19 protein-coding genes, 5 tRNA genes and 1 pseudogene are annotated in these 26,480 nt (G+C 61.5%); 19 read left to right on the top strand and 6 right to left on the bottom strand.

The genetic code is table 11. The features are described 5' to 3' along the window. The gene (locus CFII68_RS04760) at positions 1–1,245 is read left to right on the top strand and encodes a metallophosphoesterase (protein WP_018612393.1); all 1,245 of its coding nucleotides are present in this window, start codon (positions 1–3) and stop codon (positions 1,243–1,245) included. A gap of 138 nt (positions 1,246–1,383) precedes the next feature. Here the strand turns inward: CFII68_RS04760 and gbcA are convergent, their stop codons facing one another. Then, positions 1,384–2,676, bottom strand: coding sequence for a glycine-betaine demethylase subunit GbcA (gbcA, locus tag CFII68_RS04755; RefSeq protein WP_018612395.1), 1,293 nt, complete (start codon positions 2,674–2,676; stop codon positions 1,384–1,386). Positions 2,677–2,960: 284 nt separating this feature from the next. Between gbcA and gbcB the strand changes: the two genes are divergently transcribed. Next, positions 2,961–4,061, top strand: coding sequence for a glycine-betaine demethylase subunit GbcB (gene gbcB, locus CFII68_RS04750; protein WP_018612396.1), 1,101 nt, complete (start codon positions 2,961–2,963; stop codon positions 4,059–4,061). A 214-nt stretch (positions 4,062–4,275) separates the two neighbouring features. Here gbcB and CFII68_RS04745 read toward each other — a convergent pair whose 3' ends face one another. Next, entirely contained in the window at positions 4,276–5,316 is a 1,041-nt protein-coding gene (locus CFII68_RS04745) for a low specificity L-threonine aldolase (protein WP_018612398.1), read from the bottom strand. Positions 5,317–5,552: 236 nt separating this feature from the next. Here CFII68_RS04745 and CFII68_RS04740 point away from each other — a divergent pair, with 236 nt between their 5' ends. Together CFII68_RS04740 and glyA are read left to right on the top strand one after the other, a co-directional pair. Beyond that, the gene (locus tag CFII68_RS04740; RefSeq protein ID WP_018612400.1) at positions 5,553–6,257 is read left to right on the top strand and encodes a TraX family protein; all 705 of its coding nucleotides are present in this window, start codon (positions 5,553–5,555) and stop codon (positions 6,255–6,257) included. Between the two features lie 346 nt (positions 6,258–6,603). After that, positions 6,604–7,877: pseudogene (gene glyA, locus CFII68_RS0126205) on the top strand (serine hydroxymethyltransferase). 78 nt (positions 7,878–7,955) lie between these two features. On the opposite strand, the gene CFII68_RS04735 reads toward glyA, so the two are convergent. Next, a tRNA-Asn gene (locus tag CFII68_RS04735) sits at positions 7,956–8,031 on the bottom strand. A gap of 235 nt (positions 8,032–8,266) precedes the next feature. Here CFII68_RS04735 and CFII68_RS04730 point away from each other — a divergent pair. Then, positions 8,267–8,494 carry a hypothetical protein gene (locus tag CFII68_RS04730; protein ID WP_018612405.1) on the top strand — a complete coding sequence of 76 codons (228 nt, stop codon included), beginning with the start codon at positions 8,267–8,269 and terminating at the stop codon, positions 8,492–8,494. A 261-nt stretch (positions 8,495–8,755) separates the two neighbouring features. Here CFII68_RS04730 and CFII68_RS04725 read toward each other — a convergent pair whose 3' ends face one another. Beyond that, positions 8,756–9,952 carry an amino acid aminotransferase gene (locus CFII68_RS04725; protein WP_018612407.1) on the bottom strand — a complete coding sequence of 399 codons (1,197 nt, stop codon included), beginning with the start codon at positions 9,950–9,952 and terminating at the stop codon, positions 8,756–8,758. Positions 9,953–10,284: 332 nt separating this feature from the next. Here CFII68_RS04725 and uvrB point away from each other — a divergent pair, with 332 nt between their 5' ends. The 11 genes from uvrB to CFII68_RS04670 all read left to right on the top strand — a co-directional run bounded on the left by uvrB (position 10,285) and on the right by CFII68_RS04670 (position 18,823). After that, entirely contained in the window at positions 10,285–12,300 is a 2,016-nt protein-coding gene (gene uvrB / locus CFII68_RS04720; RefSeq protein WP_018612408.1) for an excinuclease ABC subunit UvrB, read from the top strand. Positions 12,301–12,530: 230 nt separating this feature from the next. Further along, positions 12,531–14,012, top strand: coding sequence for a glutamate--tRNA ligase (gltX, locus tag CFII68_RS04715; RefSeq protein ID WP_014337445.1), 1,482 nt, complete (start codon positions 12,531–12,533; stop codon positions 14,010–14,012). Positions 14,013–14,283: 271 nt separating this feature from the next. Beyond that, a tRNA-Ala gene (locus CFII68_RS04710) sits at positions 14,284–14,359 on the top strand. A gap of 79 nt (positions 14,360–14,438) precedes the next feature. Beyond that, a tRNA-Glu gene (locus tag CFII68_RS04705) sits at positions 14,439–14,514 on the top strand. 53 nt (positions 14,515–14,567) lie between these two features. After that, positions 14,568–14,643, top strand: a tRNA-Ala gene (locus CFII68_RS04700). A gap of 75 nt (positions 14,644–14,718) precedes the next feature. Next, a tRNA-Glu gene (locus CFII68_RS04695) sits at positions 14,719–14,794 on the top strand. 179 nt (positions 14,795–14,973) lie between these two features. Continuing rightward, positions 14,974–15,513 carry a TetR/AcrR family transcriptional regulator gene (locus CFII68_RS04690; protein ID WP_003203880.1) on the top strand — a complete coding sequence of 180 codons (540 nt, stop codon included), beginning with the start codon at positions 14,974–14,976 and terminating at the stop codon, positions 15,511–15,513. A gap of 28 nt (positions 15,514–15,541) precedes the next feature. Continuing rightward, positions 15,542–16,375: an alpha/beta fold hydrolase gene (locus CFII68_RS04685; protein WP_018612410.1), complete on the top strand. Its 834-nt coding sequence runs from the start codon at positions 15,542–15,544 to the stop codon at positions 16,373–16,375. 85 nt (positions 16,376–16,460) lie between these two features. Next, positions 16,461–16,910 carry a thioesterase family protein gene (locus tag CFII68_RS04680; protein ID WP_018612412.1) on the top strand — a complete coding sequence of 150 codons (450 nt, stop codon included), beginning with the start codon at positions 16,461–16,463 and terminating at the stop codon, positions 16,908–16,910. A gap of 381 nt (positions 16,911–17,291) precedes the next feature. Beyond that, complete coding sequence (locus CFII68_RS04675; RefSeq protein ID WP_018612414.1) at positions 17,292–18,251, top strand: tRNA-dihydrouridine synthase; 960 nt, start codon at positions 17,292–17,294, stop codon at positions 18,249–18,251. Positions 18,252–18,370: 119 nt separating this feature from the next. Further along, positions 18,371–18,823 (top strand): Hsp20 family protein, encoded by a 453-nt coding sequence (locus CFII68_RS04670; protein ID WP_018612416.1) that lies wholly within the window; start codon positions 18,371–18,373, stop codon positions 18,821–18,823. A 214-nt stretch (positions 18,824–19,037) separates the two neighbouring features. Here the strand turns inward: CFII68_RS04670 and CFII68_RS04665 are convergent, their stop codons facing one another. Both CFII68_RS04665 and CFII68_RS04660 read right to left on the bottom strand, forming a co-directional pair. After that, entirely contained in the window at positions 19,038–22,316 is a 3,279-nt protein-coding gene (locus CFII68_RS04665) for an EAL domain-containing protein (protein ID WP_018612418.1), read from the bottom strand. Positions 22,317–22,384: 68 nt separating this feature from the next. Continuing rightward, positions 22,385–23,275 carry a LysR family transcriptional regulator gene (locus CFII68_RS04660; RefSeq protein ID WP_003203868.1) on the bottom strand — a complete coding sequence of 297 codons (891 nt, stop codon included), beginning with the start codon at positions 23,273–23,275 and terminating at the stop codon, positions 22,385–22,387. A 156-nt stretch (positions 23,276–23,431) separates the two neighbouring features. Here CFII68_RS04660 and leuC point away from each other — a divergent pair, with 156 nt between their 5' ends. The 3 genes from leuC (at position 23,432) to CFII68_RS04645 (ending at position 26,428) form a co-directional block, all read left to right on the top strand. Continuing rightward, positions 23,432–24,850 carry a 3-isopropylmalate dehydratase large subunit gene (gene leuC, locus CFII68_RS04655; RefSeq protein ID WP_018612421.1) on the top strand — a complete coding sequence of 473 codons (1,419 nt, stop codon included), beginning with the start codon at positions 23,432–23,434 and terminating at the stop codon, positions 24,848–24,850. Between the two features lie 11 nt (positions 24,851–24,861). Further along, complete coding sequence (gene leuD, locus CFII68_RS04650) at positions 24,862–25,506, top strand: 3-isopropylmalate dehydratase small subunit (RefSeq protein ID WP_018612423.1); 645 nt, start codon at positions 24,862–24,864, stop codon at positions 25,504–25,506. A gap of 157 nt (positions 25,507–25,663) precedes the next feature. Next, the gene (locus tag CFII68_RS04645) at positions 25,664–26,428 is read left to right on the top strand and encodes a class I SAM-dependent methyltransferase (protein WP_018612425.1); all 765 of its coding nucleotides are present in this window, start codon (positions 25,664–25,666) and stop codon (positions 26,426–26,428) included. The last annotated feature ends 52 nt before the right edge of the window (positions 26,429–26,480 follow it).

The following is a 26,480-nucleotide window of genomic DNA, read 5'->3' on the forward strand; positions in this document are numbered from 1 at the left end:
ATGTCATTACTGCACCATTGGGAACATGAGTTCGACAAGGTCAAGGTCCGCCTGCATGGGTTGGTCACGCGGCTGGAGATGTCCTGGAAAAAACTGGTCAACGACCTCGAGCCCGAGGAGTTCCAGGCCATCGTCAAGCTGCTGCAGCGAGGCCACGACCAGGCCCAGCATGTCATCGAGCATGGCGACCTGCCGGACGACGAGCCGGCCGTGCCGTGGGAGTTGTCCCACGGTTTGTCGATCCTCAAAATCGGCAACGCCACGCCCTTGCCGCAAAGCGTGGACGAGTTGCCGACCCGGGTACTCAAGGACGGCACCTTGCTCGGCTGCCGCAAATGGGAACTGCTGGATCTGTTGTGGAGCGAGGCGCTGCTCAAGTGGATCGAGAACCTGCGCCACCACGCGCCGTTCGCCACCAACCCGGCGCTGGTGAAAATGGACAGCGACGTGGTGCTGGCCATCGCTGGCGACTGGGGCACCGGGCCGTTCGACAGTCATGCCCCGGCGGTGGCGGTGGCCAACCAGATGCAACTGGCCCTGGCCGATTTCACCATCCATCTGGGCGACGTGTATTACGCCGGCACCCATTCCCAGGAAGACGTCGACATGGTCGGCTGGCCCCAGGGCAAGCATGGCGCGTTCACCCTCAATTCCAACCACGAGATGTACAGCGGTGCCCACGGCTATTTCAAGGAATTGTCCAAGCGTTTCCCGGTGCAGCAGGGCACCAGTTACTTTGCCTTGTACAACGACGACTGGCTGGTGGTTGGCCTCGACAGCGCCTACGCCTCGGACGCCATGAACCTGTACATGGACGGCACCCTCAACACCCAGCAGATCGAGTGGATGAAAACCCTGCCCAAGCGCAAGAAACTCATGGTGCTCAGTCATCACCAGGGTTTTGATATTTCCGGGCACAACAAGACGGCGCTTTACCAACCGGTGTGCGATGCCTTGGGGCGTGAACCGGACTACTGGTACTGGGGGCATTTGCACAACGGCATCTGCTACGCACCGCAAGGCGGATTGCATGCGCGCTGCGCCGGGCACGGGGCGATCCCCTATGGCACCACCAGCGAATTGAACGGGCATGCCGGGGTATTGTGGTCGGAGACCCAATTGGCGGGTGACGAGGCGTATCCGCTGCGGGTGTTGAACGGGTATGTGAAGGTGCGGCTGAAGGGGGAGGAGATTGTCGAGACGTTTTATGGGGAGGATGGCAGTGTGCGGTGGTCTTCCCACTGAAGATCGTGAAGATCGTTCCCACGCTCCGCGTGGGAATGCCTCTACGGACGCTCCGCGTTCGGCTTTTGGGACGCAGAGCGTCCCGGGCTGCATCCCCACGCAGAGCGTGGGGACGATCATCAACCGAAGCTTTGGATTTTAGCCCTGGACCGGAACGCCCTTGAGGTAAGGCGCCGGCTCGGCCCCCAGGTTGTTGAGCATGCGCTCGCTGTACCAGTCGACGAAGTTCACCACGCCGAACTCATAGGTCTTGGAGTACGGGCCTGGCTGGTAGGCGGTGGAGTTGATGCCGCGCTGGTTTTCTTCGGCCAGGCGACGGTCCTGGTCGTTGGTGGCGTCCCAGACTTCGCGCATGCGCGCCACGTCGTAGTCCACGCCTTCGACCGCGTCCTTGTGCACCAGCCACTTGGTGGTGACCATGGTTTCCTGGGCGCTGATCGGCCACACGGTGAACACGATGATGTGGTCGCCCATGCAGTGGTTCCACGAGTGCGGCAGGTGCAGGATACGCATCGAGCCCAGGTCCGGATTTTTGATGCGGCCCATCAGCTTGGCGCAGCCTTGCTTGCCGTCCATGGTCATCGACACGGTGCCCTTGAGCAGCGGCATGCGTACGATGCGGTTGCGCAGGCCGAAACTGGCGTGGGCGTAAGGGATCTTCTCGGCATCCCAGGCGGCGGCGGAGGCAGCCACGTGGTCCTTGAAGGCCTGGTCGGCCCGCGGGTCGGTGACGTCGTCCCATTCCAGCAGGGTCTTGAGCAGTTCAGGGTGCGAGGCGTTGCAGTGGTAGCACTCGCGGTTGTTTTCCAGTACCAGTTTCCAGTTGGCCTTTTCCATCAAGGTGGTTTGCACCGCCACCTTGGTATTCTCCATGTCGTACGGTTCCATGTAATGGTTCAGCGTCGACAGGAAGTCATCGATGGCCGGCGGGTTCTCGGCCAGGCTGATGAAGATGTAGCCACCCGCGGTCTTCACGTTCACAGGCTTGAGGCCGTACTGCTTCATGTCGAAGTCGGCGCCCATCTCGGTGCCGGCGAACAACAGGCGACCGTCCAGCTCGTAGGTCCACTGGTGGTAGTGGCAGACCAGTTTGGCGACCTTGCCCTTGTCGCTGGTGCACAGCCGCGAACCACGGTGGCGGCAGACGTTATGGAACGCGTGCACCACGCCCTCGGCACCGCGAATCACGATGATCGGGTTCTTGCCGACTTGCAGGGTCAGGTAATTGCCCTTGGCCGGGATCTCGCAGGTCATGCCGGCGATCAACCATTCTTTCTGGAAGATTTCCTGCATATCGATATCAAACAGGCGCTCATCGGAGTAGAACGGCTGCGGCAGCGAAAAGGTGCGCTCGCGCTCTTGCAGCATTTGCGCGGTGGCCTTGCGTGCGGGTTCCAGCGGATCGCCCAGGCTCAGGGTGGTGGTGTCCATCGTTTTATCCTCGTGGCCCTCTAAGCGGAGCCGGTGAAAATGACTAATCGGTTGTGCTACGCAAGGCAGAAAACTTTGTTTATCTGTTGGGGCGAGTGTGGGGCCGCGCAGGGGCGCAACCTTATCCATGGGCGACATGGCCCAATCTGTTCCCGACGCGCTAGCCCCGGTAGTTGGGGGCTGGTCGCGATAAGTATGTGAATGTCGCAGATAGGTAAATGGTCACCCAGGCGCCTGCGCACAATCGCCCTCATGAAGGCCGACAGTCGGCCGTGGAGATCAGCATGTCCAATAACTTCCTGAACCCGGTCACGACCCAGACCTGGGCCAATGGCCGACATATCGTACGTTGCGTCAAAGTCATCCAGGAAACCTGGGATGTGCGCACCTTCTGCTTCATGGCTGACCAGCCGATCCTGTTCTTTTTCAAGCCTGGGCAGTTCGTCACCCTGGAGCTGGAAATCGAAGGCCAGCCGATCATGCGCTCCTACACCATCTCCAGCTCGCCGTCGGTGCCCTACAGTTTCTCGGTGACCATCAAGCGCGTGCCGGGGGGCAAGGTTTCCAACTGGCTGCACGACACCCTGCATGAAGGCCAGGAGCTGGCGGTGCACGGGCCGGTGGGGTTGTTCAACGCCATCGATTTCCCGAGCCCGAAAGTCCTGTACCTGAGCGGTGGCGTGGGGATCACGCCGTGCATGTCCATGGCGCGCTGGTTCTACGACACCAACGCCAATGTCGACATGACCTTTATCCACAGCGCCCGCTCGCCCAAGGACATCATCTACCACCGCGAGCTGGAGCACATGGCGTCGCGGATCGACAACTTCAGCTTGCACCTGATCTGCGAAAAACACGGCCTGGGCGAGCCCTGGGCCGGCTATCGCGGTTATCTGAACCACAAGATGCTGGAATTGATGGTGCCCGACTTCCTCGAGCGCGAGGTGTTTTGCTGCGGCCCGACCCCGTACATGACCGCGGTCAAGCGCCTGCTGGAAGCGGCCGGCTACGACATGAAGCGTTACCACGAGGAATCCTTCGGCGCCACGCCACCGGAAGCCCGCGCCGACGCCGTGGAACAGGCCGAACAAGCGGCCGACGCCCCGCAAGTCGACGCAGCGGACCTGCACCTGGTGGAGTTCACCTCCTCGGGCAAGAGCATTCGCGTGGGGCCGGGCGAAACCGTGCACGCCGCGGCTGCCAAGCTCGGCATGATGATCCCCAAGGCCTGCGGCATGGGCATCTGCGGCACCTGCAAGGTGCTGAAGCTGGGTGGGGAAGTGGAAATGGACCACAACGGCGGGATCACCGAGGACGACGAGGCCGAGGGGTATATCCTGTCGTGCTGCAGCGTGCCGAAGGGGGATGTGCGGATCGATTTCTGATCTGCCCATCCTAGTGGCGGTGAGCCGCCCCCTGTGGGATCAAGGCCTGTGGGAGCAAAGCTTGCTGTGGGAGCAAAGCCTGTGGGAGCAAGGCTTGCCCGCGATGAAAGCGACGGGGTCTCCCATGGACCGAGCCGTCTGCATCGCGAGCAAGCTTTGCTCCCACAGTAAGCCTCTTTCACCACGGCGGGCATGACAGGCCGGGGCGGCTTTCCTAGCTCGCCATCACTTCCCGAATATCCGCCGCCAATTCCCGCACTCGCGCTTCTTCGGTATCCCACGAGCACATGAAGCGTGCGCCGCCTTTGCCGATGAAGGTGTAGAAACGCCAGCCCTTGGCGGTCAGCGCGGCGATGGCCGGTTCCGAGAGTTGCAGGAACACGCCGTTGGCCTGGACCGGGAACATCAGTTCCACGTCGGGAATGTCGCTGACCAGCTCTGCCAGCAATTGGGCGCAGTGGTTGGCGTGGCGGGCGTGCTTGAGCCAGGCCTGGTTTTGCAGCAAACCGACCCAGGGCGCGGAGAGGAAGCGCATCTTCGAGGCCAGTTGCCCGGCCTGTTTGCAGCGATAGTCGAAGTCTTCGGCCAGGTCATGGTTGAAGAACAGGATCGCTTCACCCACTGCCATGCCGTTTTTCGTGCCGCCGAAGCACAACACGTCCACGCCGGCCTTCCAGGTCAGGTCGGCCGGGGAGCAGCCGAGGAAGGCGCAGGCGTTGGAAAAACGCGCGCCGTCCATGTGCAGGTTCAGCCCCAGTTCCTTGCAGGTGACGCTGATGGCGCGGATTTCTTCCGGGGTGTAGACGCTGCCGACTTCCGTGGCTTGGGTCAGGGTCACGACCCGGGGCTTGGGGTAGTGGATGTCCTGGCGCTTGAGGGCGATCTCACGGATCGACTCGGGGGTCAGCTTGCCGTTTTCAGTGCGCGCCACCAGCAGCTTGGAACCGTTGGAAAAGAACTCCGGTGCGCCGCATTCGTCGGTTTCGACGTGGGCGGTTTCCGAGCAGATCACGCTGTGGTAACTCTGGCACAGTGAGGACAACGCCAACGAGTTGGCCGCCGTGCCGTTGAACGCGAAGAACACTTCGCAGTCGGTTTCGAACAAGGCCCGGAAATCGTCCGCCGCGCGGTGGGTCCACTCGTCGTCGCCGTAGGCGCGTTGGTGACCCTGGTTGGCTTCTTCCATGGCCGCCCAGGCTTCGGGGCAAATGCCGGAATAGTTGTCGCTGGCAAACTGTTGACTCTTGTCGGTCATGGCCTTGCTCCTTGAATAGAGAGTCCTGGATAAAGAAGATCCCTGGCGGAATGCCCGGGTGGGGCGTTCCATGGTTCGGCGTGTTTGGGTCCACAGCGCCGTGGTCGATCATGGTTCGGCGCGCTTGAGTGTGCAACGCCGTGATCTATGTTGGTGCGCACTTTACCCAAGATTAGTGGGGGAACACACCGGATGTTTCTGTCGGAAAGTATCAAAGTCATCGAGCTGTTTCACACATGAACCGGCGTGACGGCGCCCTGGACTTGCTCAAGTGGCTGGCTCTGTTGGCGATGGTGCTCGATCATCTGCGATATGTCGGTTTCTCCGTCGATTGGCTGTACGTGCCGGGACGGTTGGCCTTCCCCTGGTTCTGCCTGGCGATGGCGGCGAACCTGTCGCGCAACGACGCCAGCACCGCCCCCACGCGTTACCTGGGTTGGCTGCTGCTATTCAGTACCGTCAGCGAAATCCCCTACCGCTTGTTCATTCCCGTCCCCGCCACCCTGAATGTGATGCCAACCCTGATGCTGGGCTTGTTGGTGGCGCGCTGTTGGCAGACGCCCACCCTGGGGGCGCGATGCCTGGCCGCGGTGGCGTTGTTGTTGGCGGCGCTGTTTTCATCGCAACTGATGTTCGGGTTCTTTGGTGTGCTGCTGCCGCTGGCGATGTTGCTGGTATTCAAGCGTCCCTTGTACATGGCCTTGTTGCCGGGATTGGTCTGCGTGGCGGCTAATCAATGGCGGGTGCTGTATGGCGCGGCGTGGCTGGGGGAGCCAGTGGCGATCGGCGGGTTGGTGGCTTGCCTGATCGCGCCATGGCTTGGGCTGATGCTTTTGCGACAGGCGGGTCGTTTTCATCCACCGGCGATGCGGCGCTGGGCGTATGCGCTGTATCCCGCGCATTTCCTGGTCTTGCTCGCAGTTCGCCATATCGCCGCATAGCCCTGTGGGAGCAGCATTTTTGGAGTCAAGCTGTGGGAACAATACCTGTGGGAGCAAGGCCTGTGGGAGCAAGGCTTGCCCGCGATGAAAACGCCGCGGTCTCCCGTGGACCGAGGCGCCTGGATCGCGAGCAAGCTTTGCTCCCACAAATCTCAGTTCCCACAGTGCTATCGCGCAGGCCTTGCTCTCCGACTCTTTGGTCCCATGTCGTAAACGCACCTTTGCGTGGCGTCCATAGGCATTTGACATGCCTGCGCCAGCCATACCATCGCATCCAAAGGGCACGACCGAATGGTCCGTGCCTCACCGAGACGAAAGGCGCACCGCCGCCGCTGGGAGAGACGCGATGTTCAGCAAGCAAGACCAAATCCAAGGCTACGATGATGCACTGCTGGCGGCGATGAATGCCGAAGAGCAACGCCAGGAAGATCACATCGAGCTGATCGCGTCAGAGAACTACACCAGCAAGCGCGTGATGGAGGCCCAGGGCAGCGGTATTCACCAACAAGTACGCCGAAGGTTATCCAGGCAAGCGCTACTACGGTGGCTGCGAGCACGTCGACAAAGTCGAAGCCTTGGCCATCGAGCGCGCCAAGCAGTTGTTCGGTGCCGATTACGCCAACGTCCAGCCGCACTCCGGCTCTTCGGCCAACAGCGCCGTGTACCTGGCCTTGTTGCAGGCCGGCGACACCATCCTGGGTATGAGCCTGGCCCACGGCGGTCACCTGACCCACGGTGCCAAGGTGTCGTCCTCGGGCAAGCTCTACAACGCGGTGCAATACGGCATCGACACCACCACCGGCCTGATCGACTACGACGAAGTCGAGCGCCTGGCGGTCGAGCACAAGCCGAAGATGATCGTTGCCGGTTTCTCCGCTTACTCCAAGACCCTGGACTTCCCACGTTTCCGCCAGATCGCCGACAAGGTCGGTGCCCTGCTGTTCGTTGACATGGCCCACGTTGCCGGTCTGGTCGCCGCGGGTCTGTACCCTAATCCACTGCCTTACGCCGACGTGGTCACCACCACCACCCACAAGACCCTGCGTGGTCCACGTGGCGGCCTGATCCTGTCCAAGGGGCAGGACGATACGTTTTACAAGAAGCTCGACTCGGCGGTATTCCCTGGTGTCCAGGGCGGTCCGTTGATGCACCAGATCGCCGCCAAGGCGGTGTGCCTTCAAGGAGGCGCTGGCGCCAGGGTTCAAGACCTATCAGCAGCAGATCGTGATCAATGCCCGGGCCATGGCTGCGGTGCTGCAGCAGCGTGGTTACAGGATTGTCTCCGGGGGGACCGATAACCACATGATGTTGATCGACCTGTCCGACAAGCCTTACACCGGCAAGGACGCCGATGCCGCCCTGAGTAATGCCTACATCACGGCCAACAAAAACTCGGTGCCCAACGATCCTCGTTCGCCGTTCGTAACCTCAGGGCTGCGCATCGGCACCCCGGCCGTGACCACTCGCGGGTTTGGAGTGCCAGAGTGCGAGCAACTGGCAGGTTGGCTGTGTGACGTGCTGGACGCGCTGGAATCCGGCGGCAGCGAGCAGGTTGCGCATCATGTACGCGAACACGTGGTGGCGCTGTGTCGTCGCCATCCTGTATATCGGCAGCGCTAAAACGAAAAAACCCGCCTGGAGGCGGGTTTTTCGGGGGGGGGGGCAGAGATTTTGAAAGCTTTCTCTGGACCCTTTGTCTGGCTCCACGACCTGGACTCGAACCAGGGACCCAGTGATTAACAGTCACTTGCTCTACCAACTGAGCTATCGCGGAATGGCGCGTATGTTACTGATTGGAAAAGAGAAGTCAAGCGTCCATTGCCGGACGGCGCATTCCTGGTGCCCTTTGACGGTCAATCAACGATTGGCAGTTACCGCCAGGGCAGGAGAGGACTACCATGGTCATCCGGAAGTGGCAGGACGCGCTGCCGGCCATTCGCCGACATTAAGGTACGCGCCATGAACCACCTGTTACCCCTTCACACTGCCCGCCGCGCCGAGGTGCTCTTGTGAGTACCGCCCAGATCAGCTTGCCCAAGGGCGTGGGGCCTCATGCCGAGAAACTGTACGACGCCATCACCCAGGCCAGCACCGCCGAAGAACTGAACCGCGCCGGCGGCAAGGCCGAGGGCTTTGTCCTGGGGCTGGAAAGCACCAAGGCGATCAAGAGCCAGGTGGCCGAGTCGTTGTATGTCATTTATGACGATGCGGCGAGCCAGCGGGCGACGGAGTTGTAGCCTCACCGAAAAGTGTTGTGCCTGGTGCTTTTGTGGCCTTGCTTTTGTGGCGAGGGGATTTATCCCCGTTGGGCTGCGTAGCAGCCCCAAGTGGTCGAAGTTAATGAGCCTGTCAAACCGGGTTGCTGATTTCAGGGCTGCTTCGCAGCCCAGCGGGGATAAATCCCCTCGCCACAGGTTGGGGGTCTACCCGACCTGATCGACACACTCAAAAAAAACGGGAAGCCAATGGCTTCCCGTTTTTCATCCAGCGTGAAAGCTTCAGATCACCTGAACGATGGCCTTGGTCACCGCATCGATGTTGTTCTGGTTCAGCGCGGCCACGCAGATGCGGCCGGTGTCCAGGGCATAGATGCCGAACTCGGTGCGCAGGCGCGTCACTTGTTCAACGGTCAGGCCGGAGTAGGAGAACATCCCGCTCTGGCGTGCGACGAAGCTGAAGTCGTGGTGCGGGGCGGCCTTGGCCAGCATGTCCACCATCTGGACGCGCATGCCGCGAATGCGCAGGCGCATTTCGGCCAGTTCGGCTTCCCACTGGGCCCGCAGCTCCGGGCTGTTGAGCACGGCGGCGACGATGCTGGCGCCGTGGGTCGGCGGGTTGGAGTAGTTGGTGCGGATCACGCGCTTGACCTGGGACAGCACGCGGGCACTTTCTTCTTTCGATTCGCTGACGATCGACAGGGCGCCGACGCGCTCGCCGTACAGCGAGAACGACTTGGAGAACGAGCTGGAGGCAAAGAAGGTCAAGCCCGACTCGGCGAACAGGCGCACGGCCGCCGCGTCTTCGTCGATACCGGTGCCGAAGCCCTGGTAAGCCATGTCCAGGAACGGAACGTGGTTCTTGGCCTTGACCACGGCCAGCACGTTTTTCCAATCTTCCGGGCTCAGGTCCACGCCGGTCGGGTTGTGGCAGCAGGCGTGCAGCACAACGATCGAGCGGTCGGGCAGGGCGTTGAGGTCTTCCAGCAGGCCGCTGCGGTTCACGTCGTGGGTGGCGGCGTCGTAGTAGCGGTAGTTCTGCACCGGGAAGCCGGCGGTTTCGAACAGGGCGCGGTGGTTTTCCCAGCTTGGGTCGCTGATGGCGACGACGGCGTCAGGCAGCAGTTGCTTGAGGAAGTCGGCACCGATCTTCAGTGCACCGGTGCCACCCACGGCCTGGGTGGTGATGACGCGACCGGAAGCGATCAGCGGCGAATCCTTGCCGAACAGCAAGGTCTGCACGGCCTGGTCGTAGGCGGCAATGCCGTCGATTGGCAGGTAACCACGGGAAACGTGCTGAGCCACGCGAGCCGTCTCGGCCTCGACAACGGCACGCAGGAGTGGAATACGCCCCTCTTCATTGCAGTAAACACCTACACCCAGGTTGACCTTATTGGTACGGGTGTCGGCGTTGAAAGCTTCGTTGAGGCCCAGGATGGGGTCGCGGGGTGCCAATTCGACAGCGGAAAACAGGCTCATTAGTGCGCGGCTCTGAATGGAGAATGAGGGGACGTGTGGCGCTCCAGCCGAATGCACTAGAGCGGTGCACAAACGGGGAGCTAGTATAGAGGCCATCACCCGGCACGGCGACAGGCGATTCGGTTTTTACGCTAAGTTTTTACGATTTTTTTCGACCGTTAGTCCTCTCGGCGCGTCAAAGTCTTCAAGGCGTGTAGGACGTTCGTCTTGAAAGCGAAGGCATTCACCTCCACATTGTGTGCATTCCAGTTTTTTCCTCGGGCGACATCAGTCGTTTCGGTCTTTCTCGTTCCTGTCGGCTGGCCGACAGGGGTGAATCCAGAGGTTATGTCATGTCTGAATTCCAGCTAGTCACCCGCTTCCAGCCCGCCGGCGATCAGCCGGAAGCCATCCGCCTGATGGTCGAGGGTATCGAGGCCGGGCTGGCGCACCAGACGCTGCTCGGTGTGACCGGCTCGGGCAAGACCTTCAGCATTGCCAACGTGATCGCCCAGATTCAGCGCCCGACCCTGGTACTGGCGCCGAACAAGACCCTGGCGGCGCAGCTGTACGGTGAGTTCAAGGCGTTTTTCCCGAATAACGCCGTGGAGTACTTCGTTTCCTACTACGACTACTACCAGCCCGAGGCCTACGTGCCGTCGTCGGACACCTTCATCGAGAAGGATGCCTCGATCAACGACCACATCGAACAGATGCGACTGTCGGCGACCAAGGCCTTGCTCGAGCGCAAGGACGCGATCATCGTCACCACGGTGTCGTGCATCTACGGCCTGGGCAGCCCGGAAACCTACCTGAAGATGGTGTTGCACGTGGACCGCGGCGACAAACTCGACCAGCGCGCCTTGCTGCGGCGCCTGGCGGACTTGCAGTACACCCGCAACGACATGGATTTCGCCCGGTCGACGTTCCGGGTGCGTGGCGATGTGATCGACATCTACCCGGCGGAATCGGACCTGGAAGCGATCCGCATCGAGCTGTTCGACGATGAAGTGGAGAGTCTCTCGGCGTTCGACCCGCTGACCGGCGAAGTGATCCGCAAGTTGCCACGCTTCACGTTCTATCCCAAGAGCCACTATGTGACGCCCCGGGAAACCCTGCTGGACGCCATGGAGGGGATCAAGGTCGAGTTGCAGGAGCGCCTGGAATACTTGCGTTCGAACAACAAACTGGTGGAAGCCCAGCGCCTGGAGCAGCGGACCCGGTTCGACCTGGAGATGATCCTGGAGCTGGGCTACTGCAACGGCATCGAAAACTACTCCCGCTACCTGTCGGGCCGTCCGGCGGGTGCGCCGCCGCCCACGTTGTATGACTACCTGCCGGCCGATGCCTTGCTGGTCATCGACGAATCCCACGTCAGCGTGCCCCAGGTCGGCGCCATGTACAAAGGCGACCGTTCGCGCAAGGAAACCCTGGTGGAGTACGGCTTCCGCCTGCCCTCGGCGCTGGACAACCGACCGATGCGCTTCGACGAATGGGAAAGCGTGAGCCCACAGACGATTTTTGTCTCGGCCACCCCGGGCAACTACGAGGCCGAGCATGCCGGGCGGGTCATCGAGCAATTGGTGCGGCCGACCGGGCTGGTCGACCCGCAGATTGAAGTGCGTCCGGCGCTGACCCAGGTGGATGACTTGCTCTCGGAAATCACCAAGCGTGTGGCACTGGAAGAGCGGGTGCTGGTCACCACGCTGACCAAGCGCATGGCCGAAGACCTTACCGACTACCTGGCCGACCATGGCGTGCGGGTGCGTTACCTGCACTCGGACATCGACACGGTGGAGCGGGTCGAGATCATCCGCGACCTGCGCCTGGGTACCTTCGACGTGCTGGTGGGCATCAACCTGCTGCGCGAAGGCCTGGACATGCCGGAAGTGTCGCTGGTGGCGATTCTCGACGCCGACAAGGAAGGCTTCCTGCGTTCCGAGCGTTCGTTGATCCAGACCATCGGCCGCGCGGCGCGTAACCTCAATGGCCGGGCGATTCTGTATGCCGACCGCATCACCGGCTCCATGGAGCGGGCCATCGGCGAGACCGAGCGCCGTCGCGACAAGCAGATTGCCTTCAACCTGGCCAACGGCATTACCCCCAAGGGCGTGTTCAAGGACGTCGCCGACATCATGGAAGGCGCCACCGTGCCCGGCTCGCGCAGCAAGAAGCGCAAGGGCATGGCCAAGGCGGCCGAAGAGAGCGCCCGTTACGAGGCCGAACTGCGCTCGCCGAGCGAGATCACCAAGCGCATCCGGCAACTGGAAGAGAAAATGTACCAGCTGGCCCGGGACCTGGAGTTCGAGGCGGCGGCGCAGTTGCGTGATGAGATTGGCAAGTTGCGTGAGCGGTTGCTGGCTGTCTGAGTATTGCTGTGGCTTCGATGGCCTCTTCGCGAGCAAGCCCGCTCCCACAGTTGACCGCGTCGTCCAGGCTGGATGCGTTCCACTGTGGGAGCGGGCTTGCTCGCGAATGAGGCGACTCGGTCTGACGTCTGGCGACACAAATCCCGCTCTCACTGGAGCCCGCCCGCCATCGCCTGTTACCATTCGCCCCCTGTTCGATCTTCGCTTTTATATTCTTTCCGAGACATGCCATGACCACCGTCCGCACCCGCATCGCGCCTTCGCCCACTGGCGATCCCCATGTCGGCACCGCCTACATCGCTTTGTTCAACTATTGCTTTGCCAAGCAGCATGGCGGCGAGTTCATCCTGCGGATCGAGGACACCGACCAGTTGCGTTCGACCCGCGAGTCCGAACAGCAGATCTTCGACGCCCTGCGCTGGTTGGGGATCGACTGGAGCGAAGGCCCGGACGTCGGCGGCCCGCACGGTCCGTACCGCCAGAGCGAGCGTGGTGACATCTACCAGCAGTATTGCCAGCAACTGGTGGACATGGGCCATGCGTTCCCGTGTTTCTGCACCGCCGAAGAGCTGGACCAGATGCGCGCCGAGCAAATGGCCCGTGGTGAAACCCCGCGCTACGACGGCCGGGCGCTGCTGCTGTCCAAGGAAGAAGTCGCCCGTCGCCTGGCGGCCGGCGAGCCCCATGTGATCCGCATGAAGGTGCCCACCGAAGGCGTCTGCGTGGTGCCGGACATGCTGCGTGGCGATGTCGAGATCCCGTGGGATCGCATGGACATGCAAGTGCTGATGAAGACCGACGGCCTGCCGACGTACTTCCTGGCGAACGTGGTGGACGATCACCTGATGGGCATCACTCACGTGCTGCGCGGTGAAGAATGGCTGCCATCGGCGCCGAAACTGATCCTGCTCTACGAATACTTCGGCTGGGAACAACCACAGTTGTGCTACATGCCGCTGCTGCGTAACCCGGACAAGAGCAAGCTGTCCAAGCGCAAGAACCCGACCTCGGTGACGTTCTACGAGCGCATGGGCTTCATGCCCGAGGCCATGCTCAACTACCTGGGGCGCATGGGTTGGTCGATGCCGGACGAGCGCGAGAAGTTCTCGCTGCAGGAAATGGTCGAGCATTTCGATTTGTCGCGGGTGTCCCTGGGTGGGCCGATCTTCGACGTCGAGAAGCTGTCGTGGCTCAACGGCCAGTGGCTGCGGGACCTGCCGGTGGAAGAATTCGCCGCACGTGTGCAGAAGTGGGCATTGAACCCAGAGTACATGATGAAGATCGCTCCCCATGTGCAGGGCAGGGTAGAGACCTTCAGCCAGATCGCCCCGCTGGCCGGCTTCTTCTTCGCCGGTGGCGTGACGCCGGATGCGAAGTTGTTCGAATCCAAGAAGCTTTCGGGCGACCAGGTGCGCCAGTTGATGCAACTGATCCTGTGGAAGCTCGAAAGCCTGCGTCAGTGGGAGAAGGACAGCATCACCGCGACCATCCAGGCTGTGGTCGAGTCGCTGGAGTTGAAACTGCGCGATGCCATGCCGCTGATGTTCGCCGCCATTACCGGCCAGGCCAGCTCGGTGTCGGTGCTCGATGCGATGGAAATCCTCGGGCCGGACCTGACCCGTTTCCGCCTGCGCCAGGCCATCGATCTGCTCGGTGGTGTGTCGAAGAAGGAAAACAAGGAGTGGGAAAAACTGCTGGGTGCGATCGCCTAAATAGCCTGTAGGAGCTGTGTAGGAGCTGACGAGCGAAGCGAGGCTGCGATCTTTTGATCTTTCGCTTGAGATTCAAATAGCTGGGGGAAAGATCGCAGCCTCGTTGCACTCGTCAGCTCCTACACAGCTCCTACGGAACAGGCGAGGCCCCAGTTTTATTGGGGAAGGTGGTAAGTGATTGTTATCCCGGCAAAAAATTTTCAAATTTGTTGAAAATAAATTTGACAGCCCTCCGATACGCCCTTAAGATTCGCCCCGTCCTCAGCGATGAGGGGCTATAGCTCAGCTGGGAGAGCGCTTGCATGGCATGCAAGAGGTCGACGGTTCGATCCCGTCTAGCTCCACCAATTTACACTTCAAGGCCTGGCCACACCGGTCTTGAAGCGATCAACACTTAGCGTTGATCAGTTGTACAGAAGGGTTTGCGTCCCCTTCGTCTAGTGGCCTAGGACACCGCCCTTTCACGGCGGTAACAGGGGTTCGAGTCCCCTAGGGGACGCCAGTTTTACAGAAGCGATGTTGCAAGATGTCGCTCCGCCGCGAGGCGAAAAACCTGGGGCTATAGCTCAGCTGGGAGAGCGCTTGCATGGCATGCAAGAGGTCGACGGTTCGATCCCGTCTAGCTCCACCAATTACAGGTTCAAGGTCTGGCCACACCGTCCTTGAATCGATCAGTTCTCAGCGCTGATCAAGTCAGAAGGTTTGTGTCCCCTTCGTCTAGTGGCCTAGGACACCGCCCTTTCACGGCGGTAACAGGGGTTCGAGTCCCCTAGGGGACGCCACGATTACCCGCTCTGCGGGATTTTATAAGGGTCATTCAATTCTTGAATGGCCCTTTTGTTTGTCTGGCGTTCGGCCAATTCCCTATCCTTGAAAAAGTCTTCTGACCAGCGGTCAAAATTTCCGCTTGCGGAAAATTATTATAGGAATAATATTTCAATCGTAATATTCGGAGGCGACGATGAGCGATAAAAAGGCACAAACCCGTGAGCGCATTCTCAAGGCCGCCAGCGATGCGCTGATCCAGCGTGGGCCGGCTGAGCCGAGCGTGGGCGAGGTGATGGGCGCGGCCGGGCTGACGGTGGGCGGTTTTTATGCCCATTTCGAAAGCAAGGATGCCTTGATGCTGGAGGCATTCAAGCAATTGCTCAATCGGCGCCGCGGCCTGATCGCCGACATGGATGGCGAGCTGACGGGCGAAGAGCGGCGCGCTCTGGTGGCGGCGTTCTATCTGTCCCGCAAGCACCGTGACTCCACCGAACACGCCTGCCCGATCCCTGCGTCGGTCGGCGAGCTCGGTCGGCTGCCGGATGCGTTTCGTGAAGTGCTCAATGAGCATATCGAGTTGATGGTCGCGCAATTGGCGGCCAGCCCGGAGGACGCCGACAAGGCCCTGGCCGATATCGCCTTGATGGTAGGTGGCCTGGCCCTGGCACGAGCCTTGGGCCCTGGAGAGTTATCGGATCGTTTGCTGCGCGCCGCCAAGTCGGCGGTGCGATGAGCTAAGGCGCAAGCCCTGGAGATGAGCGATGAACAGGTTGAGCTGGATTCGTAGCGTCAATGGCACGCTGGGTTGGGTGGCTCCGCGCCTGGTGGCCAAACAGATGCGTTCGCTGTTCATGCGCCCGCGCAACTTGCCGCCGCGGGATTGGGAGCTGCCGCTGCTGGCCTCGTCCGAGCGTATCACCTTGCGCTTCGGTCTCTCGGCGTTGCGCTGGGGCAAAGGCCCGGCAGTCCTGCTGATGCATGGCTGGGAAGGGCGGCCGACGCAGTTCGCGGCGCTGATCACGGCCCTGGTGGACGCCGGTTACACGGTGGTGGCGCTGGACGGTCCAGCCCATGGTCGCTCACCGGGTCGCGAGGCGAATGTCCTGTTGTTTGCCAGGGCCATGCTCGAAGCCGCCGCTGAACTGCCGCCGTTGCAGGCCGTGATCGGGCATTCGATGGGCGGCGCCAGTGCCCTGTTGGCCGTCCAGTTGGGGTTGCGTACCGAGACGCTGGTCAGCATCGCCGCACCCGCCCGCATTCTGGGGGTGCTGCGCGGTTTCTCCCGGATGATGGGCCTGCCGCCCAAGGCGCGTTCGGCGTTCATTCGCCAGGTGGAAAGCGATGTGGGCATGCCCGCTTCGAAGATGGACGTCGCGCATTACCAACTGGACGTGCCGGGGTTGATCGTCCATGCCGAGGACGACACGTCGGTTTCGGTCAGGGAGTCGCAGTTGATCCATGAAGCCTGGTTCGACAGTCGTTTGCTGCGACTGCCACAGGGCGGGCATCAGCGGGTGCTGGCCGATCCTCGTGTCATTGATGGGGTGTTATCACTGCTGGCCGGTCGCAGCCTGCAGGCGCGGCAATCGGCTTGATCTGTGGGAGCAAGGCTTGCCCGCGATGGCGGTCGAGCTAGGATCCGTTACACTGCCCCGATCCAAATTCGACCAGGAGAGGGGCATGGGCTGGGATCGCGCAACACCGTTCATTATTGATCTTCAGGTCAATGCCGAAGACATCGACGGGCTGGGCCACGCCAACAACGCGGTGTACGTTACCTGGCTCGAGCGCTGCGCCTGGCGCCATTCCCAGCGCCTGGGCCTGGATCTGGTGGAATACCGGCGCCTCGACCGGGCCATGGCAGTGGTACGGCATGAAATCGATTACCTGGCGGCCGCCTATGAAGGCGATGAGCTGCAATTGGCGACCTGGATCGTCGACTGGGACCAGCGTCTGAAAATGACCCGGCATTTCCAACTGGTCCGTCCCAGCGACAACACCACGCTGCTGCGGGCCCAGACCACCTTCGTCTGCATCGAATTGTCCACCGGCAGGCCCAAGCGCATGCCGCCGGAATTCATCGAAGGTTATGGTCCCGCGCTGAAGCCATCCGGCATCCTCATCGACTGATCCACCGTCATCGCGAGCAAGCTCGCTCCCACAGGGATTGGTGGTGAATTCCGGTTTCGTGAACGCCTTGAAACCCCTGTGGGAGCGGGCTTGCTCGCGAAGACGGCGATACATCCAACATCAATGCAAGCTGACCCACCGCTTTCGCGAGCAGGCTCGCTCCCACAAGGAATTTGTGGTGAGCGCAGGATTTTTGAGTGATCGAGAACCCTGTGGGAGCGAGCCTGCTCGCGAAGACGGCAGTACATCCAACATCCTCGCAAACTGATCCACCGCTTTCGCGAGCAAGCCCGCTCCCACAAGGGATTTGTGGTGAATGCCGGATATGTGGGCAAAATCCGGTAAACTGCCGCACGTTTTTTCGTTTGAGTGTGTGTTTCCATGCAAATTGCCCTGGCGCCCATGGAGGGGTTGGTCGACAACATCCTGCGGGATGTCCTGACCCGTGTTGGCGGGATCGACTGGTGTGTCACCGAGTTCATCCGTGTCAACGACCGTCTGCTCACGCCGGCCTATTTCCATAAGCTCGCCCCTGAACTGCTGACCGGTGCCCAGACGGCTGCCGGTGTGCCGTTGCGGGTGCAGTTGCTCGGTTCCGATCCGGTGTGCCTGGCGGAAAACGCGGCGTTGGCGTGCGAGTTGGGCTCGGAGGTTGTCGACTTGAACTTCGGTTGCCCGGCCAAGACCGTGAACAAATCCCGGGGCGGGGCGGTGTTGCTCAAGGAGCCGGAACTGCTCAACGAAATCGTCGAGCACGTGCGTCGTGCGGTGCCAAAGCACATTCCGGTCACCGCCAAGATGCGCCTGGGTTTCGACAGCCCGGACGGCGCGCTGGTGTGTGCCACGGCACTGGCCGAAGGCGGTGCGGCGCACATCGTGGTGCATGCGCGGACCAAGGTCGATGGCTACAAGCCTCCTGCCCACTGGGAGTGGATTCCCCGGGTGCAGGAAGTGGTCAAGGTGCCGGTGTTCGCCAATGGCGATATCTGGAGCGTTGAGGATTGGCGCCGTTGCCGCGAAATCAGCGGTGTCGAAGACATCATGCTCGGTCGCGGTCTCGTTTCCCGTCCTGACCTGGCCCGGCAGATCGCCGCCGCCCGGGCTGGTGAGGAGGTGGTCGAGATGTCCTGGGCCGAGCTGCAGCCGATGCTCCAGGACTTCTGGGTGCAGGTGGTCGAGCAACTGACACCACGCCAGGCTCCAGGCCGGTTGAAGCAATGGCTGGCGATGCTGACCCGCAATTACCCCGAAGCGGTGGCGCTGTTTACCGCTTTGCGCCGGGAAACCGACCTGGACGCGGTGGGCCATTTGCTGGGTGTGCAGCGCACCGAAGCGGCCTGAAAAAATTTCAGAAAAAGCTCTTGAAAAGTTTTTGGCGGTCCCTAGATAGGGATTACGCGATGCCGAATTCGGGTCGCGGAGACAAAAAAACTTGCTGATTTTTTCAGGAGATTTGAATCATGAGTACTGCATTTTCGCTGGCCCCGCTGTTCCGTTCCTCGGTAGGTTTCGATCGTTTCAACGACTTGTTCGAAACCGCCCTGCGCAACGAACCGGGTAGCAGCTATCCACCCTACAACGTGGAAAAACATGGTGATGACGAGTACCGCATTGTGGTCGCCACCGCCGGGTTTCAGGAAGAAGACCTGGACCTGCAAGTGGAAAAAGGTGTGCTGACCATCAGTGGCGGCAAACGTGAAGCCAGTAACGACAGCGTCACCTACCTGCACCAGGGCATCGCCCAGCGTGCGTTCAAGCTGTCCTTCCGGTTGGCCGATCATATCGAGATCAAGTCCGCCGGCCTGAGCAACGGTCTGTTGAGCATCGACCTGCTGCGGGTGATCCCGGAAGAGGCCAAGGCCAAGCGCATCCCGATCAACGGAGCGCAGCAACAACCCGCGCTGCAAAACTGATGCAGCGCAAATGAAGAAGGGCGCCAAATGGCGCCCTTTTTCATTTTTTGGATATCAGTGGAAGATTTATGTGGCGAGGGGACTGTGGGAGCAAGGCTTGCCCGCGATAAAAGCGATGCGGTCCTTCAGAAACCGAGTCACCTGCAGTCGCGAGCAAGCTTTGCTCCCACATAAAACCCCCTCGCCACAAAAGCCTCGTGCCTAGCTGCACAGGCTAGGGCAACAACCGCTCAAACGCCTCCAGCGGCAACGGCCGGCTATGCAAATAACCCTGGTACAGATGGCAATCAAGCCCTTGCAGGAACTGCAATTGCTCCAGGGTCTCCACGCCTTCGGCAATCATGATCAGGTTGAGGCTACGAGCCATGGCGACGATGGCGCGGATGATTTCGGCGTCGTTGGGGTCGCTGGTGGCGTCGCGCACGAATGACTGGTCGATTTTCAATGTGTCCACCGGCAGGCGCTTGAGGTAGGTCAGCGACGAATAACCGGTGCCGAAATCATCCATGGCAAAGCTCACCCCCAGCTTCTTGAGCCGGCGCATCTTGGCGATGGTGTCGTCCAGGTTCTGGATCACGATGCCTTCGGTGATCTCCAGTTTCAGCAGGGAGAAGGGCAGGCCGTGAGAGAGGAGACTGTTTTCGATGCGTTCGACAAAGTCGCTCTGGCGGAATTGCCGTGGGCTGATGTTCACGCACAGGCTGAATCGCTGGGGGTCGATCTTGCCCTTGGCGATCAGTTGCTTGAAGCCGTCGCAAGCTTCATCGAGGATCCAGGTCCCGACTTCCAGGATCAGGCCACTGTCCTCCAGCACTTTGATGAATTCGTTGGGCGATTGGGCGCCCAGGTCCGGGTGATGCCAACGCACCAGGGCTTCGGCGCCGATGATGCGGTTGTCCCGGGCATCGACCTGAGGCTGGAAATGCACGCTGAACTCGCCACGGGCCAGGGCCAGGCGCAGGTCGGTCTCCATGCGCAGCCGTTCGCTGGCGGCTTTTTGCATGGTGGTGTGAAACATCTGCGAGGTGTTGCGCCCTGAGTCCTTGGCGCGGTACAGCGCAATGTCGGCGCGCTTGAGCAAATCGGTGGGCGTGGAACCGTGATCGGGAATCAGCGCGATACCGATGCTCGGCGTGACCTGCAGGCGCTGGCCATCGAGAAACATCGGCTCCGAAAGCAGTTCGCGCAGGGTGTCGGCCAGGGTCCGCACTTGCTCGCTGACTTCGTTGCGCGAGCCTTCCAGGCCGCTGAGCAGCACCACGAATTCGTCGCCACCCAGCCGCGCTACGGTGTCTTCCAGGCGCACGCTGGCTTCGAGGCGCGCGGTGATGATCTTCAGCACGGTGTCGCCCACCGGGTGACCGAGGGAGTCGTTGATGTGCTTGAAGTGGTCCAGGTCGAGAAACAGCAGGGCGCCGCGCAAGTTGTGGCGTTTGAGCAGGGCGATCTGCTGGCTCAGCCGGTCCATCAGCAAGGCCCGGTTGGGCAGGTTGGTCAGCGAGTCGTGGTAGGCCAGGTGGCGGATCTGGGCTTCGGCATTGCGCAGCAGGCTCACATCCCGGGCGGTCAGCAGCAGGCACGCCGTTTCATTGAGGGTGATGGGCTCGACCGAGACCTCCACCGTCAGGATTTCCCCCTGTTTATTGCGCCCGAGCATCTCCTGGTGGACTACGCGGCCCTTGAGTTTCAGCTCGGCCAGCAAGGCGGCTCGCTGTTTTTCTTCGGCCCAGATCCCCACTTCGTAGACCGTGTGCCCGATCACTTCGTCGGCGCGGTAGCCGGTCAGCCGGCAGAAGCCGTCGTTGACCTCAAGGTAGCGACCGCTTTCGAGTTCGGTGATGGTGATGGCGTCGGGGCTGGAATGAAACGCCTTGGCGAATTTCTCTTCGCTGGCCTTGAGGGCGGCTTCGGAGCGTTGTTGCTGGGTGATGTCGCGCAAGGTCGTGACGATGCAGGGCTGGTTGCCGACGTTGATTTGCCGGCTGGAAATCACACAGGTCAGCGGCTGGCCGTTCTTATGGTGAACGACGATGGCGACATTGTTCAGTGATTGTTCGCGGATCACCCGTTCGATGCGTTGCAGGCTGCTGCCCGAGGCGTCCCAGAGGCCGATTTCGTCAGCGTCGAGGCCGATTACGTCGCTGGTGGTCCAGCCGAAGGTCTGAGTGAAACTGGAGTTGATCTCCAGGAACCGGCCGCTGTCCAGGTGGGTGACGCAGATCGGGTCGGGGCTGACCTGGAACAGCGTGGCGAATTTTTCTTCCGAGGCGGCCAGGCTCTGTTCGCGCTCCACCTGGTCGGTGATGTCGAGCAAGGTGCCGGCCATGCGCAAGGGGCTGCCGTCGTCGTTGCGGTAGAGGCGGGCGCGGCTTTCCAGGTAGCGCGAGCTGCCGTCCGGCAGTTGCACGCGGTAGGTCAACTGATAGTTGCCCGCCGGACCTTCGCGCAGGCTGCGATAGGCGTTGCGCATGTTGTTGCGCTCTTCCATGGGGACGCCTTCGAAAAACGCATCGAACGATTCGTGGAACGGCTTGGGCTCCAGGCCATGGAGCTGCGCGGCCCGGGCCGAGCCGTAGAGCATGCCGCTGGGAATGTGCCAGTCCCAGGTGCCCAGTTGCGCCGAGTCGAGGGCCAGGTCCAGGCGTTCCTGGCTGTCCTTGAGGGCCTGTTCGGCGAGTTTGCGCTCGGTGGTGTCGAGAAAGGCGCTCAACAGGTAGGGTTGGCCCTCCAGCTCGACTTTCTGCGCGCTGAGTAGGCCGGTGTGGATCTGGCCATTGCTCGCCCGCAGTTCCACCTCCATGCTCGCCAGTTCGCCCTTGGCCTTGATGGCTTCCAGCAGTTTTGCCCGTTGTCCGGGGTCAACCCACAAGCCCAGTTCCAGGGTGGTGCGGCCGATCACATCGTGCAGCGGCCAGCCGAACAGGCTTCCGAAATACTGGTTGGCCTCGCTGATCAGCCCGTCCTCCTGGCGGGTCAGCAAAACCATGTTCGGGCACAGGTGAAAGAGCGTGGCGAAGCGTTTTTCCGAGCTGCGCAGCGCCTGTTCCCGCTCGCGCTGATGGGTGATCTCGCGGATCACCCCGATCATGCGTGGGCGACCGTGCTTGTCGGGCAGCACGCTGCCGCTGATTTCCAGCCAATGCAGGCTGCCATCGGGCCAGACGATGCGGTGGTGCATGGCCTGTTCCAGCGGCGCCCCGGCCACTGCCGCGTGAAAGGCGCGCATGGCCCGGTCCCGGTCTTCGGGCAGCAACAGGTCCAGATAATCCACATCCGCTGGCAATGGCTGGCGCGGATCGAAGCCGAACAGTGCCTGGGTGCCCCGGGACCAACTGATCTTCCCTGTCTCGATGTCCCACGACCAGGCCCCCAGTCGCGCACCGTTCAGGGCGGCCAACAACTGCGGCGCGCTGTCCCAGCTTTGCTCGGACCGTTTCGGGTCGAGCGCCTGGATGCGTGGCAAGGGCGGGAGGTGGTCAGCGGGTTTGGGCATTATCTAGCGAGCCTTGAGCGGGTTAGGGCATAAAGCACAGGCGTCAGGCCCTACAGGCGCGGCACAACCTATGCCCTTGTCCCTGGCAAATCGATTTGTGCGTCCAGTAAGGCCATGAAAGCCCGTGCGGCGTTCGACAGCGTCCGTTCGGTGTGCAAGATATAGCCTAGCTGGCGACTGAGTTGTATGCCCGGCAAAGGAATGCGCGCCACCTGTTCGTCGAGCATGGTGCGCGGCAAAACGCTCCAGGCCAGGCCGATGGAGACCATCATTTTTATGGTTTCCAGGTAATTCGTGCTCATGGCGATGTTCGGCGTCAGGCCCTGGGCTTCGAACAGCCGTCGCACGATGTGATGGGTAAACGTGTTGCCCCCCGGGAAAACCGCCGGATGCAAGGCAATGTCCGCCAGGCTGACCGCGCCGTTTTCCAGCAGCGCATGCTCCGGGGCGACCACGAAATCCAGCGGGTCGTCCCACACCGGCGTGGCCCGTACCAACGTGTGGGGTTCGGGGGCGAGGGTGATGACGGCCAGTTCCGCCCGGCCATGGAGGATTTCTTCGTAGGCCACTTCCGAATCCAGGAACTGGATATCCAGCGCCACCTGGGGGTAGCGTCGGGTGAACTCCCGCAATAGCGGTGGCAGGCGGTGCAGGCCGATGTGGTGGCTGGTGGCGAGCGTCAGGCGCCCGGTCACTTCGCCGCTCAGGTTGGTCAGGGCGCGGCGGGTGTCGTCCAGCACGTTGAGGATCTGATAGGCCCGTGGCAACAGGGCCCGGCCGGCCTCGGTCAGGCCCACTTCACGGCCCAGGCGATCGAACAGGCGCACCTTGAGCTGTTGCTCGAGGCCGGCAATGCGCTTGCTGATGGCTGGCTGGGTCAGGTGCAGGCGTTCGCCGGCGCCGGAGAAACTGCCCGTCTCGGCGATGGCTATAAAGGCATTGAGGTTGGCGAGGTCCATGGCGGTTCCGGTCGAATTCCAATTGGTTATGCAAAGTATGAAAAATATGAATTTGAGTTATTTAATGTAACCCCATAGGATCAGCCTCACAAGCCAAGGGGTTATTGATTCGGTCAAGGCCCGGGGCATAGAAACAAGCTGATGAGGAACCGTCTGATGGCCGGCAAAACGCTCTACGACAAGCTCTGGGATTCGCATTTGGTCAAGCAGCGCGACGATGGCTCGGCGCTGATCTACATCGATCGTCACATCATCCACGAAGTGACTTCGCCGCAAGCCTTCGAAGGCCTGCGCCTGGCCGGGCGCAAGCCGTGGCGTATCGATGCCAACATCGCGACCCCGGACCACAACGTACCGACCACCCCGGAGCGCAAGGGCGGCATCGAAGCCATTGCCGACCAGGTCTCGCGCTTGCAGGTCCAGACCCTCGACGATAACTGTGACGAATACGGCATCGTCGAATTCAAGATGAACGATGTGCGCCAAGGCATCGTCCACGTCATCGGCCCGGAGCAGGGCGCGACCTTGCCGGGCATGACCGTGGTCTGCGGCGACTCGCACACCTCGACCCACGGTGCTTTCGGGGCCCTGGCCCATGGCATCGGCACCTCCGAGGTGGAGCATGTGCTCGCCACCCAGTGCCTGGTCGCCAAGAAAATGAAAAACATGCTGGTGCGCGTCGAGGGCAAGTTGCCGTTCGGCGTGACGGCCAAGGACATCGTCCTGGCGGTGATCGGCAAGATCGGCACCGCCGGCGGTAACGGCCATGCCATCGAGTTCGCCGGCAGCGCGATCCGCGACTTGTCCGTCGAAGGCCGCATGACCATCTGCAACATGTCCATCGAGGCCGGTGCCCGCGTTGGCCTGGTGGCCGCCGATGAAAAAACCGTGGAATACGTCAAGGGCCGTCCGTTCTCGCCAAAAGGCGTGGAATGGGACATGGCGGTCGAGGCCTGGAAAGACCTGGTCTCCGATGCCGATGCCAAGTTCGACACCGTGGTTGAGCTCGACGCAACGCAGATCAAGCCGCAAGTCAGCTGGGGCACTTCGCCTGAGATGGTGTTGGCGGTGGACCAGAACGTACCGGATCCGGCCAAGGAAATGGACCTGGTCAAGCGCGACTCCATCGTCCGCGCCTTGAAGTACATGGGCTTGAGCGCCAACCAGGCGATCACTGACATTCAGCTTGATCGTGTGTTCATCGGTTCCTGCACCAACTCGCGGATCGAAGACCTGCGCGCCGCGGCGGTGATCGCCAAGGGTCGCAAGGTTGCTTCGACCATCAAACAGGCCATCGTGGTGCCGGGTTCGGGCCTGGTGAAGGCCCAGGCGGAAGCGGAAGGGCTGGACAAGATTTTCCTCGAGGCCGGTTTCGAATGGCGTGAGCCGGGGTGCTCGATGTGCCTGGCGATGAACCCGGACCGTTTGGAGTCGGGCGAGCATTGCGCCTCCACCTCCAACCGTAACTTCGAAGGCCGTCAGGGCGCCGGTGGCCGTACGCACCTGGTGAGCCCGGCCATGGCCGCGGCGGCGGCTGTCAACGGCCGTTTCGTCGATGTCCGCGAATTGATCTGAAGGAGCGCAGCATGAAAGCTTTTACCCAGCACACCGGTCTTGTCGCGCCTTTGGATCGTGCCAACGTCGACACCGACCAGATCATTCCCAAGCAGTTCTTGAAGTCCATCAAGCGCACCGGTTTCGGCCCGAACCTGTTTGACGAATGGCGTTACCTGGATGTCGGCCAGCCGTACCAGGACAACTCCAAGCGGCCGTTGAACAAGGACTTCGTGCTCAACGCCGAGCGTTACCAAGGCGCCAGCGTGTTGCTGGCCCGTGAGAACTTCGGCTGCGGCTCGAGCCGCGAGCATGCGCCATGGGCCCTGGAAGAGTACGGTTTCCGCAGCATCATTGCGCCGAGCTATGCCGACATCTTCTTCAACAACAGCTTCAAGAACGGCTTGCTGCCGATCATCCTCAGCGATGCTGACGTGGATGAGCTGTTCCAGCAGGTCGAGGCCAACCCCGGCTATCAACTGCAGGTCGACCTGGCCGCCCAGACCGTGACCCGTCCCGACGGCAAGGTGCTGGGTTTCGAGATCGACGCGTTCCGCAAGCATTGCCTGCTCAATGGCCTGGACGATATCGGCCTGACCTTGCAGGACGGCGAGGCGATTGCCGCGTTCGAGGCCAAGCACCGGGCGAGCCAGCCTTGGTTGTTTCGCGATGCTTGATTGATCTGAAATTGATGTAGTCAGTGCTGGCCCCTTCGCGAGCAAGCCCGCTCCCACACTGGATTTGCGGCGTTCACAAAACCCCTTGTGGGAGCGGGCTTGCTCGCGAAGACGGCGGCACTGGCAATACAAAGCGAGACCTAAAAAGGAAGTTCCCATGACCAGCACCGCCCACAGTCAGGTTGTACAAAAGCAATTCGGTGAACAGGCCTCGGCCTATCTGAGCAGTGCCGTGCACGCCCAGGGCGCTGAATTCGCGCTGCTACAGGCTGCATTGGCCGGTCGTGGCGATGCCCGGGTGCTGGACCTGGGGTGTGGCGCCGGCCATGTGAGTTTCCACGTGGCGCCGCTGGCCGGTGAAGTGGTGGCTTATGATCTGTCCCAGCAAATGCTCGACGTGGTCGCCACGGCGGCTGCCGAGCGTGGCCTGGGCAATATCAGCACGGTATGCGGCGCCGCTGAGCGCTTGCCGTTCGCCGACGCTGAGTTCGACTTCGTGTTCAGCCGCTATTCGGCGCATCATTGGAGCGACCTGGGCCTGGCGTTGCGGGAAGTGCGCCGGGTGCTCAAGCCGGGCGGGGTGATGGCGTTCATCGATATCCTGTCGCCAGGCACGCCATTGCTGGACACCTACCTGCAAAGCATCGAAGTGCTGCGCGACACCAGCCACGTGCGCGATTATTCTGCCGGCGAGTGGTTGCGCCAGGTCAGCGAAGCGGGGTTGCACACCCGCAGCACCTCGCGCCAGCGCCTGCGCCTGGAATATCGCTCCTGGGTCGAGCGCATGCGCACCCCCGAGGTGATGCGGGCGGCGATTCTCCAGCTGCAGCGTTCGATGGGCGATGAAGTGCGTGAATATTTTGAGATTGAGGCCGATGGTTCGTTCAGTACAGATGTACTGGTGCTGTGGGCCGAGCGATAGCATTTTTCCCGGCCAGGCGTTGGGTACGAAGCCCAGGCATGTGCCGACAGAG

Origin of the sequence: Pseudomonas sp. CFII68, from assembly GCF_000416195.1 — a bacterium.
Lineage (GTDB): Bacteria > Pseudomonadota > Gammaproteobacteria > Pseudomonadales > Pseudomonadaceae > Aquipseudomonas > Aquipseudomonas kilonensis.